The sequence below is a fragment of the Methylophilus sp. genome, assembly GCF_008015755.1.
Lineage (GTDB): Bacteria > Pseudomonadota > Gammaproteobacteria > Burkholderiales > Methylophilaceae > Methylophilus.
The window spans coordinates 246487-258221 of the sequence record NZ_SSGF01000007.1 but is presented as its reverse complement, the minus strand read 5'-3'; the positions used below and the strand labels follow the sequence as shown (position 1 = coordinate 258221).

General features: G+C 51.9%; 9 protein-coding genes. 7 read left to right on the top strand and 2 right to left on the bottom strand.

The genetic code is table 11. From position 1 onward, the window contains the following. Nucleotides 1-58: 58 nt before the first annotated feature. The 7 genes from E6Q52_RS03825 to prmB all read left to right on the top strand — a co-directional run bounded on the left by E6Q52_RS03825 (nucleotide 59) and on the right by prmB (nucleotide 8618). Nucleotides 59-1942, top strand: coding sequence for a potassium transporter Kup (locus tag E6Q52_RS03825; protein WP_292818660.1), 1884 nt, complete (start codon nucleotides 59-61; stop codon nucleotides 1940-1942). Between the two features lie 135 nt (nucleotides 1943-2077). After that, nucleotides 2078-2890: a M48 family metallopeptidase gene (locus E6Q52_RS03820; protein WP_292818656.1), complete on the top strand. Its 813-nt coding sequence runs from the start codon at nucleotides 2078-2080 to the stop codon at nucleotides 2888-2890. A 115-nt stretch (nucleotides 2891-3005) separates the two neighbouring features. Beyond that, a complete protein-coding gene (gene dapD / locus E6Q52_RS03815) occupies nucleotides 3006-3833 on the top strand; it encodes a 2,3,4,5-tetrahydropyridine-2,6-dicarboxylate N-succinyltransferase (RefSeq protein ID WP_292818654.1) in 828 nt (275 codons plus the stop codon). 241 nt (nucleotides 3834-4074) lie between these two features. Further along, the gene (locus tag E6Q52_RS03810; protein WP_292818651.1) at nucleotides 4075-6132 is read left to right on the top strand and encodes an EAL domain-containing protein; all 2058 of its coding nucleotides are present in this window, start codon (nucleotides 4075-4077) and stop codon (nucleotides 6130-6132) included. An 80-nt stretch (nucleotides 6133-6212) separates the two neighbouring features. Continuing rightward, on the top strand, nucleotides 6213-6566 hold the full coding sequence (locus E6Q52_RS03805) for an ArsC family reductase (protein WP_292818648.1): 354 nt from the start codon (nucleotides 6213-6215) through the stop codon (nucleotides 6564-6566). A gap of 5 nt (nucleotides 6567-6571) precedes the next feature. Further along, entirely contained in the window at nucleotides 6572-7714 is a 1143-nt protein-coding gene (dapE, locus tag E6Q52_RS03800) for a succinyl-diaminopimelate desuccinylase (protein ID WP_292818646.1), read from the top strand. Nucleotide 7715: 1 nt separating this feature from the next. Then, complete coding sequence (prmB, locus tag E6Q52_RS03795; RefSeq protein ID WP_292818643.1) at nucleotides 7716-8618, top strand: 50S ribosomal protein L3 N(5)-glutamine methyltransferase; 903 nt, start codon at nucleotides 7716-7718, stop codon at nucleotides 8616-8618. 95 nt (nucleotides 8619-8713) lie between these two features. Here the strand turns inward: prmB and rluB are convergent, their stop codons facing one another. Next, nucleotides 8714-9820, bottom strand: coding sequence for a 23S rRNA pseudouridine(2605) synthase RluB (rluB, locus tag E6Q52_RS03790; RefSeq protein ID WP_292818640.1), 1107 nt, complete (start codon nucleotides 9818-9820; stop codon nucleotides 8714-8716). Between the two features lie 210 nt (nucleotides 9821-10030). After that, a complete protein-coding gene (recJ, locus tag E6Q52_RS03785; protein WP_292818637.1) occupies nucleotides 10031-11713 on the bottom strand; it encodes a single-stranded-DNA-specific exonuclease RecJ in 1683 nt (560 codons plus the stop codon). Nucleotides 11714-11735 lie beyond the last annotated feature (22 nt).

The following is an 11735-nucleotide window of genomic DNA, read 5'->3' as shown; positions in this document are numbered from 1 at the left end:
CGTTGGTGAAGTTTTAGAATTAACCGATAATAATTGCTTGTCTTCAGCTGTTCACACAATGGACCATACAAAAAATCAGCAAACGGCGCTCCACACCATGGCACTCGCTGCGCTAGGCGTTGTTTTCGGGGATATTGGCACCAGCCCTCTTTACACCATGAAAGAAGTCTTTGCGGTTGGCCACCACCCGCTATTGCTGACGCAAGACAATGTCTATGGCATTTTGTCATTGATCACCTGGGCATTGTTGCTCATTGTTTCGTTCAAATATGTCGCGTTTATCATGCGGGCAGACAACCGTGGCGAAGGCGGTATCATGGCCTTGTTGTCACTGGCCAGTCGCTATGCCGGTGGTGACCCTGATCAACGTAAACGCATCATGATGCTGGGTATTGTCGGCGCCTGCATGTTTTACGCCGACGGCATGATTACCCCCGCCATTTCGGTGCTCTCGGCGGTAGAAGGCCTCGAAGTCGCGGCCCCGCAATTAGATAGCTGGATTGTGCCGATTACACTCTGCGTGCTATTCGTGCTGTTCTGGGCACAAAGTAAAGGCACCGCGGTGGTAGGCGCCTTTTTTGGCCCGATCATGTTGACCTGGTTTGCTGTGCTCGGTATTCTTGGCGTCATCAACATCAACCACCACCCTGAAATTCTCAAAGCACTCAGCCCTGGCTACGCTTTTCTATTTTTCTACACCCAGCCTAAAATTGCATTTATTGCTCTGGGCGCAGTTGTGCTGGCGGTGACAGGTGCCGAAGCGCTCTATGCCGACATGGGCCACTTCGGCCGCAAACCGATTCGATTAGCCTGGTTTTTATTTGTGCTACCCGCCCTGATTTGTAACTACTTTGGGCAAGGCGCACTGATCCTGGCCGAGCCGGAGTCAATTCAAAACCCGTTTTACCATCTGGCGCCAGACTGGGCGTTGTTCCCTTTAATTATTCTGGCCACACTGGCCACCGTGATTGCGTCGCAAGCCGTGATTACCGGCGCATTTTCTGTCTCGCGCCAGGCGTTGCAACTCGGCTTTATCCCACGTATGCACGTCGCCCATACCTCAGAAAAAACCGAGGGCCAGGTCTATATGCCGCGCGTTAACTGGGGCTTGATGGTCGCCGTAATGGGCCTGGTGCTGATTTTTGGTAGCTCGGGCGATTTAGCCGCCGCTTACGGTATCGCCGTGACTGGCGACATGGTGATTACCACCTTGCTGGCTGCGGTGGTTTTTCACCACCTGTGGGGCTGGAGCAAATTAAAAACCGCGTGCCTGATTACGGTATTCCTGGTCATAGACCTGTCCTTCTTTGCCGCCAACATTCTCAAGATCCCTGATGGTGGCTGGGTGCCATTACTGATCGGCCTGATTATTTTCACGCTGATGCGCACCTGGAAAACCGGCCGCAGGCTGTTGTATAGCATCCTTAAATCAGAATCGATGGAACTGATTCCTTTTATTCAGGCCATTGGTGCGCACCCACCTGCACGCGTCAATGGTGCAGGCGTATTTATGACGCCCAACCCTGACGGCGTACCGCATGCCCTGCTGCACAACCTCAAACACAACAAGGTGCTGCATGAAACCATGGTGATCCTGACCGTGCGTTTTGAAGACTATCCTTACACCAGCCGTGAAGAACGCGTCGCGGTAGAAGTGTTACCCTACGGCTTTTATCGCGTCACGCTGCGCTATGGTTATATGGACGAACCTGACCTGCCCAGAGACCTGGCACTGACCGACGCCTTGGGGCTGACGCTGGACACCATGGATACTTCTTTCTTCGTTGGCAAGGAGAGCCTGATTGCGTCTGACAAACCAGGCATGGCTTTCTGGCGTAAAAAAATATTTATCGGTTTGTTCCGCACCGCAGAAACCATCACCAACCAATTTAAATTGCCGCCCAACCGCGTGGTGGAGCTCGGCTCACAAGTTAAAATTTAAATCGCAGGCGACAAACACAAGTGTACAGCCCAAGCGTAAAATGCGTTTTTTGCTTGCCAATTGCTTTAGTCAGCTGTCAACGGATCAAGCCAGCCATGCGATAACTGCATAGTTGCCACCTGTGAGGAAAAGAATATGTTCAATATTAAAACCATGTCAGTCGCCGTGATGTGTGCATTGCTCACTGCCTGCGCCAGCACCACCAAAAACAGCACTTCTGGTGTCCAGCGCAGCCAGTTGCTGTTATTGCCGTCTGCCACCGTCGATAAGATGTCTGCGCAGTCTTATACGCAAACACTGCAAGACGCCCAAAAGAAAAGCACGCTCAATGCTGATAAACCGTTATTAAATCGCGTAACAACGATTTCCAACCGTCTGATTGCTCAAGTCGGTGTGTTCAGGCCAGATGCCGCCAAATGGAAATGGGAAGTCAATGTCGAAAAGAATGATCAGCTCAACGCCTACTGCATGCCAGGTGGCAAAATCATGGTGTTTTCCGGCCTGGCCGAAAAGCTCAATGCCACCGACGATGAACTGGCCGCCGTGATTGGCCACGAAATTGCACATGCACTGCGCGAGCATGGCCGTGAGCGGATGTCACAAGCCTATGTTCAACAATTTGGCTTGCAGGCGCTGGCCTCCTTTGTCGGCGGTACGGCTGGCAGCATGGCTGCACAAGGCGCAGGCATGGGCAGCCAGTTATTGTTCTCGCTACCGAATGGCCGTGAACAAGAACGCGAAGCTGATCGCATGGGCCTGGAGCTCGCCGCCCGTGCTGGTTACAACCCGGAAGCGGCGGTCAGCCTGTGGAAAAAAATGATGGCTGCCAACAAAGAGGCGCCACCTGAGTTTTTAAGCACTCACCCATCTAGCGAAAATCGCATTAAAGACCTGCAGGCGCTCACGCCTAAAGTGATGCCTTTGTACCTCGCGGCCAAAAACAAATAAATACTGCCTGGCAGGGGTAGCCAGACATGCGCGGCCCCTGACCTGCCAAAATTAGGTTAAAATTTCGGGTTTCACTGTTATTTAACCGAATTTTTTCATCGAACAAGAGAACATCATGGATCCACGTCAAAGCATTATTGAAGCGGCTTTTGAAGACCGCGCCAACATCAACCCGGGCAATGCCCCTGCCGATATTAAAGCCACGGTGGCTTCTGTGCTGGATGACCTGGATGCAGGCAAATTGCGTGTGGCAAGCCGCATTGGCGATACCCAACAATGGGAAACCCACCAATGGTTGAAAAAAGCGGTGCTGCTGTCTTTCCGCCTCAAGGACAATGTGCTGATGGATGACGGCGTGACCCGTTATTTTGACAAAGTGGATCCTAAATTCGCCAACTACACTGAAGAAGACTTTAAAGCCGGCGGCTTCCGCGTCGTGCCGAATGCCATCGTGCGTAAAGGCTCATTCATTGCTAAAAACACCGTGTTAATGCCTTCTTATGTCAACATCGGCGCTTACGTCGGCGAAGGCTCCATGGTCGACACCTGGGCGACGGTAGGCTCCTGTGCACAAATTGGTAAAAACGTGCACCTGTCTGGTGGCGTCGGCATTGGCGGCGTGTTAGAGCCCGTGCAAGCCGGTCCAACCATCATTGGTGACAACTGCTTTGTCGGTGCGCGTTCAGAAGTAGTTGAAGGCGTGGTGGTCGAAGACAACTGCGTGATCTCTATGGGCGTTTATATTGGCCAATCGACCAAAATTTATGACCGCGAAACAGGTGAAGTACACTATGGCCGCGTGCCTGCAGGCTCTGTAGTCGTGTCTGGCAACCTGCCATCCAGCGACGGCAAATACAGCCTGTACTGCGCCGTGATCGTGAAAAAAGTCGATGCCAAAACCTTGGGCAAGGTTGGTATCAACGAATTGTTGCGCGGCATTTAAGTCCAATCAGCGCGGAACCGGGAATCACGCTTAAAAACACCCCTGTCGGCTCAAGTTATAGAGAAGACTGGTCGATATTAAGCGTGATCCTCAACCAAAGAAATTAGATACAGGGTTGTCGATAAATGTGTTATTAAATTTAAATGTAAGGACGGAGAGTCAGCAGACAAGCAACAAAACGCAGTAGAGTCAAACCACTAACAATCACAATGACCGTGCAATTTTTATGATCCCAACACACATGCTTATTTTGTTGCTATTCACATCCAGTGTCATTGGATGTTTTTTTGCATTTAAGCTTGTAGAGAAGCTGCGTATCGCAGCGACCAAAGATCATGATGCCTTGCTCAAAAAATACGCAGCATTGACTGCTGGCGGTATTTTCCTGCTACATGCTGGCTACCAGCTGGCCGCAGATAACTTTCCCAAAATCACCCAGCATCCGGTCGACTTTATCGGCAGCCTGCTGTGCGCCTATTTGTTGTCGCTTTCTTTACTTAAAACCGTCAACAAAAAGAAACTGCCTTTGCGCGACCTGCTGTATGCCTCGATGGCAGCAGGTGTCAGTGGTTATTTACTATCCTACTTTTTTCAGATCAGTGCGGGCGCGATTAATATCCGCATTGATACTTGGGCCGCCTTATTCGCGCTGTTTCTCGCCTGCCTGACCTCGGCACTGGCCATTGTGACTACCCTCTGGTTAAAAGGCTATGAGGGCAAAGCCCTGCAGCGCCTGAAGTGGATGTTTTCGGTCGAAATTGCGTTAGGTTTTCTCGCTTCACACACGGCGATTAACCTGAGTATTGTGCACAACAACATGCTACTCAGCCAACCGACCGACCAGAGCGGCAACTATCTGATGTTGCTGCTGGTATTGGTGCCGGTGCTGTTATTTATCACCTCATTTATTCTGGTGATTTTTTACGAACGCAATGTCGATATCACGCAAAGCAAACTCACGTTTCGCAACACACAAACCGTGAACAAAAAGTTTTTGGCCTATGACCCACTCACGCACCTGCCAAACCGCGATGCCCTAAACCAGCACCTGATTATCAGCGCCAAACGCTGTGACCGCAATGGCGAGTCCCTGGCGCTGGCCTATATTGACCTTGACCACTTCAAGCCAGTCAACGACCAGTTTGGGCACCATATTGGCGACTTGCTACTGATTGAAGTCTCCAAACGCATCAGCAATGCCATCCGCAATTGCGACTATGTGGCGCGCGCCGGTGGTGATGAGTTTATTGCCGTGCTGAGTGAAATTGAAAATCACCAAAGTGTGGTCACTGTCACGCAGCGTATCGTCGATGCCTTGCGTGACATTTTCATCATTGAAGATCACGTGATTGAAATCTCCTGCTCGATTGGCGTCTCGATGTACCCGCAGGACGGCAACCTGCAAAAACTCAAATTGAATGCTGATGCGGCGATGTACAAAGCCAAGGAAAACGGCAAAAACCAGTATCGCTTTTTTGACGCAGAAATCGAACAAGCCTCAGATGAAATGCAGCAAACGCGTGTGGAGCTCAAGCAAGCAATTACACACCAGGAATTCAGGTTGCTGTTCCAGCCCAAAGTCGATGCCCTGACGCGTATCGTCCATGGCGCAGAAGCCTTGCTACGCTGGCAACACCCGACGCGCGGCCTGCTCTCACCGAATCACTTTATTGAGGCAGCGGAACGTTTTGGCATGATTGAAGAAATCAATGCCTGGGTCATTTCACAAGCCTGCAGCACCATCAAACAAGCGCGCGACCGGGGCATTGATTTAAGCATTTCGGTCAATATGTCTAACCAGCAATTCCGCAACAAACAGCTCAGCTCACTGATACAGTCGATCCTTGAGCAACATGGCGTCGAAGCGCGCAACCTGATTTTGGAAGTCTCTGAAACCAATGCCATTCATCACCAGGCGCAGTTTCAAGAAACCTTGCGTCACTTCAAACAGCAAGGCCTGAAAATCTCACTGGATGACTTTGGCTTGCACCCCTTTAGTCTCACCCATTTGCAAGACCTCGAAATAAGTGAAGTCAAACTCGACCGCACGTTGACCAAAGGCGTGGCAGCGTCAAAGACCGGTCTATTAATTGTAGAGGCCATAGTTAAACTCGCGCATGCACTGGATTTGAATGTCGTGGCAGAAGGCGTAGAAGACGAGGATCAACGCAAGGCGCTGGCAAGCATAGGCTGCGACCAGATGCAGGGCTTTTTATTCTCCAAGCCGGTCGAGCAGAAATTCCTATTTGATGTGTTCAGCGAGTTACAACTAAAATCTGCCACGCAAAGCCTGTTCTAAGGCTAGCTCTGCCAGCACAAAAATTGCAACGCACCCGCGTCTGGCTGTTAAAATATGGTTTTTAACCGCACAAACCCGCCATGAAACTGTACGGCATCCCCAATTGCAATACCGTGAAAAAGGCCCGCGACTGGCTGGATCAGCATGCGGTGGCTTATGAATTCCATGACTTTAAAAAGCTCGGGCTGGATGCCGCCACGGCACAATCCTGGCTGCAACAACAACCATGGGAAAAACTGGTTAATCGTAGCGGCATGACCTGGCGCAACCTGACTGAGGCCGAAAAAAATGCGGTGGTGGATGCCGCCACGGCGCAGCCCTTGATGCAGGAAAAAACCTCCGTGATCAAGCGCCCTATCATCGTCAAAGACAACAAAATCATCGCCCTTGGCTTTCATGAAGCCGAGTATGCTCAACTGTTTGCCAAAGAATAAGCCCTATGACAACAACGCTGGACCTTGCCATTGACCTCCTTCAACGCCGCTCTCTGACGCCGGAAGATGCTGGTTGTCAGGAAACCATGATCGCCCGCCTGGAGCCCTTGGGCTTCAAGATTGAGCGCATGCGTTTTGGCCAGGTGGATAATTTTTATGCCCGCCGCGGTACCACAGGCCCGCTGATTGTGTTCGCCGGTCACACGGACGTGGTCCCCACGGGTCCGCTCGATCAATGGCACACACCGCCATTTGAGCCAACGATTAAAGACGGCATGCTGTACGCACGTGGCGCGGCAGATATGAAAACGTCACTGGCGGCGTTTATTACCAGCATAGAAGCGTTTATTGCCGAGCATCCTGATCATCCTGGCTCGATTGGCTTGCTGATTACTTCAGACGAAGAAGGCATCGCCATCGAAGGCACGGTCAAAGTGGTCGAAGCCTTGCAAGCGCGTGGCGAAACATTCGATTACTGCATCGTCGGCGAGCCGACCAGTAACAAAGTGGTTGGCGACATGATCAAAAACGGTCGCCGCGGCTCCTTGTCCGGCAAACTCACCGTCAAGGGCATACAAGGCCATATCGCTTACCCGCATCTGGTTAAAAACCCGATTCATCTGGCTGCACCGGCGATCAAAGACATGGTGGAAACCGTGTGGGACAACGGCAACGAATACTTCCCGCCCACCTCATGGCAAATCTCCAATATGAATGGTGGCACAGGTGCCACCAATGTGGTGCCCGGCGAAGTAGAAATCCTGTTTAACTTCCGCTATTGCCCAGAGGTGGATGGCCAAGGTAGCTCCGAAGACAGCTTGCGCTCACGCGTACATGCCATTTTAGATAGTCACGGCTTTGAATACACGCTGGACTGGGAACATAACCAATCCTATATCACGCCACGCGGCCAACTGGTCGAAGCCATCAGCCAGGCCATTACCCAAAGCTATGGTGTGACGCCTGAGTTATCTACCACCGGCGGCACTTCTGACGGCCGCTTTATCGCCGACATCTGCAAAGAAGTAGTCGAGTTTGGCCCGCTCAACGCGACCATCCACAAACTGAATGAGTGCGTGGCGGTGGCAGACATAGAGCCGCTCAAAGAAACCTATCAGCGCACCATGGAACTGTTACTACTCAAATAATATGACAAGCAACTTACACACGATCCGCGACTGGCTGCGTTACGCTGTTAGCCGTTTTGAAAACTCTGATATTTTTTATGGTCACGGCACCGACAACAGCTACGACGAAGCCGTGTGGCTGGTGATGAGTGCTTTACATTTACCGCATGACACACTGGATAACTTTTTCGATGCGCGTTTGACCACAGAAGAAAGTCAGCATCTGGCGACCTTGATTGAAAAACGCGTCACCGAGCATACGCCGACCGCTTACCTTGTGAACGAAGCCTGGTTGCGTGGCTTTAAATTTTATGTGGATGAACGCGTGATTGTGCCGCGCTCATTTATTGCCGAACTGCTGGAAGACGGCCTGCAGCCCTGGGTAGAGTTTCCAGAAATGGTCGAATCTGCGGCCGATATTTGCACTGGCTCGGGTTGTCTGGGGGTGTTGCTGGCAGACACCTTCCCCAATGCGCATATTGATGTGGTGGACATCTCGCCAGATGCGATAGATGTCAGCAATATCAATATCAAGCGTTACGGACTGGAGCATCAGGTACAGGCGGTGCAGTCTGATATGTTTACTGCGCTCAAAGGCCGTAAATACGATGTGATTATCAGCAACCCGCCTTATGTAGATGCCCCCAGCATGGCAGAGCTACCAGCGGAATACCGCCAGGAGCCGCAACTGGCACTGGGCAGTGGTGTGGCAGGGCTGGATCACACGCACACTTTACTCACACAAGCGGGCGAATACCTCAATGATGGCGGTATCTTAGTGGTAGAAATCGGCCATAATCGCGATGCCTTGCATGACGCCTACCCAGAGCTGCCTTTTACCTGGCTGGATACCAGTGCGGGCGACCAATTTGTGTTTATGCTGACCAAAGAAGATTTGGTTGAAGCGGGTTTGCAAAGCGAATAAATCGGCAGGCAAACTTGTCTGCGCAGCGTTTCAATCTATTAAAAAAGCACTTCGGTCAGAAGTGCTTTTTTTTGATACCACACCAGTTTAACGGGTTAGCGATTGCGGTCGCTGCGCTTTTTTGCGCCAGTATTGGCGCGTGCGTTCTCGCGTGAAGCCTGTTTAATATCAGCATCCTGGCGAATCCGGCGTGATTGCTTAGGCGCCGGACGTGCTGGGCGTTCAGTCTCTGTCGGCGCGTTTGCGGTTTCCAGCAAGCTACGGCGTTGTTTACGCACTTTAGGCACAAACACACGCGTAGCACGGTCTTTTTCGCGTGGACTGAGTTGCTTGAGCGGTTTACGCGGCACTTCCAGACCCGCCCACTCCATTAAACCCACCACTTGCTTTTGCTCCAGCTTGAGCATGGTGCCGCGCTTGAGGCGCGGTGGCAGGTTGATCGGGCCAAATCGCACGCGCATCAACCGGCTCACGGGCAAATGAAACGCCTCGAACAGGCGACGCACTTCGCGGTTACGGCCTTCTTTAATCACTACCTGATACCATTTATTGGCCCCTTCACCGCCTTGCGGGAAGATGCTTTCAAAGTTGGCCGGGCCATCTTCGAGCTCGATACCGTTTTTGAGTTGCGCCATCTGGTCCTCGGTCAACTCCCCCAGAATCCTCACCGCATATTCACGCTCAACTTCATAACGCGGATGCATAAAGCGGTTTGCCAGCTCACCAGAATTGGTAAAAATCAACAAGCCACTGGTATTCATATCCAGCCGGCCAATCGCCAGCCATTTACCTTGTTTGATACGTGGCAGTTTATCAAAGACGGTGGCTCGGCCTTCCGGGTCATCCTGGCTGACGATCTCGCCTTCGGGTTTATGGTAAAGCAATATTTGTGGCAGCTCTGCCTCAAACGGCAAATGCAGAATACGGCTATCCAAGCGGACGATGTCATGTTCGTCTACCACCGCACCGACTTGCGCAACCTGGCCATTAATGGTGATGCGGCCACTCTCAATCAGCGTTTCCATATCGCGACGCGAGCCAAAACCAGCCAAGGCCAGCAATTTGTGCAAACGCTGCCCAGAACGTTGTGTTGCAGCCACTTCGGTGCCGTCAGCATCCACCGTCACTGTTGTCGCTGCCGGTTGCACTTTGGGTGGACGTGCCGCAGCAGTCGCTTTGGGGGATTTAAATGGACGCGCCATGCTTAACCTCTTGAATGAAGGCTGTATTTTAACTGATTTAGCGCAAAGCCCCTAAAGGATTGCTTAACCGCAGATAAATGCGGATGAACGCAGATTTAGAGCAGAAAAGATGGCTATACAGACACAAGGCAAATGCATCAGCAATAAAAGTGTTTCAGTGTTATCTGCGTGCACCAGCGTTGATCTGCGACCAATTAAACAATCGCCTGTTTAAACCACCGCATGCACGACCTGCAATTGCAAATTGCGCGCACCGTTAAACTCATTCACTTGCATGGCATAAGCAATTTCTACCTGCTCAGGCAAAAATTCGGCATGCTGAAAATAAATCGCATCAAATTGCTGGTGATGTTTTTGCAGACGCAATTTCAGGTGTTTTTCACCTAACACCTTTTGCTGCAACACTTGAAAATTGTCATAAAACACTGGCTGCGGAAAGCCCTGCCCCCAAACTTGCTGGGCGATGGCTTCTGCGGTGTGCATGGTCATTTCTTGTGCGGCCAATGCACCGTCTGTTTCCAGCACTTCCTGCAAGGTTTCGGCATCAATCAGGCTTTGTACCACTTGCTCAAACGTTTGCTGAAAGCGTGCAAAATCATCGGCGCGGATACTGAGCCCCGCCGCCATGGCGTGGCCACCAAACTTAATAATCAGATCGGGCTGCAGCTTGGTGACTAAGTCCAGGGCATCGCGCAAATGCAACCCGGCAATTGAACGACCAGAGCCCTTGATCAAGCCGTCACCAGCATCGGCAAAGGCGATCACTGGCCGGTGATATTGCTCTTTAATACGTGAGGCGAGGATGCCAATCACGCCCTGGTGCCAATCCGGCTGAAACACACTGATCGTATATTGGTCATCACGAAAATCCTGCGTGAGATCTGCCATCGCATCCCACTGCATTTCAGCTTCAATCTGCTTGCGCTCTGCATTGAGTACATGCAGTTTCTGCGCATACTGCATCGCCTCCTGCGGCGTGTCTGCCAACAGGCAACGAATGCCTATGGTCATGTCATCTAACCGGCCTGCGGCATTGAGACGCGGCCCAACGTAAAAGCCTAAATCCTGCGCATTGACCTGCGAGGCATCGCGCCCAGCCAGTTTAAGAATCGCCAGAATGCCCGGGCTAGCCTGCCCTTGGCGAATACGCTTCAGGCCTTGCCTGACCAGGATACGGTTATTGGCATCCAGTTTCACCAGGTCAGCCACTGTGCCTAAAGCCACCAGGTCTAACAGACTGCCCAGATGCACAGTCTCATCAAGCAAGTGCCCGCGCTGTTTGAGCTCGGCACGCAATGCAATCAACACATAAAACATCACCCCTACCCCAGCCAGATGCTTGCTCGGGAAACCACAGCCACGCTGATTAGGGTTAACGATACAGTCTGCAGCAGGGGTTTGCTCGGCGGGCAAATGGTGGTCAGTAATCAGCACCTGCAAACCGAGTGCTTTGGCGGCGGCAACGCCATCCATACTGGCAATGCCGTTATCCACCGTCAAAATCACCTCTGGTTGCTGTTGCGCGGCCAGGGCCACAATTTCGGGTGTCAGGCCGTAGCCATATTCAAAACGATTGGGCACTAAAAAGTCAACGACGGCCCCCATCATACGCAAACCACGCATGGCCACACTGGTGGCTGTCGCGCCGTCTGCATCGTAATCGCCCACGATCAAAATACGTTTTTGCTGTGCGATTGCATCGGCCAGCAGTCTTGCCATCTCGGCCGCACCGGTCAAGGCCTCCGGCTTAAGCAAATGCGGCATTTCCTGGCGCAGCCAGTCCTCGGCAGTCACCGCCCTCGCGGCCAGCAATCTCGCTAACAAAGGTGGCAAGCCTTGTGCCTGCAAGGCCGCAAACGAGGCCTCGGAATAAACGCGTTGTTTAATTTTCATGGTGTATGAGCGGTAAGTAGGT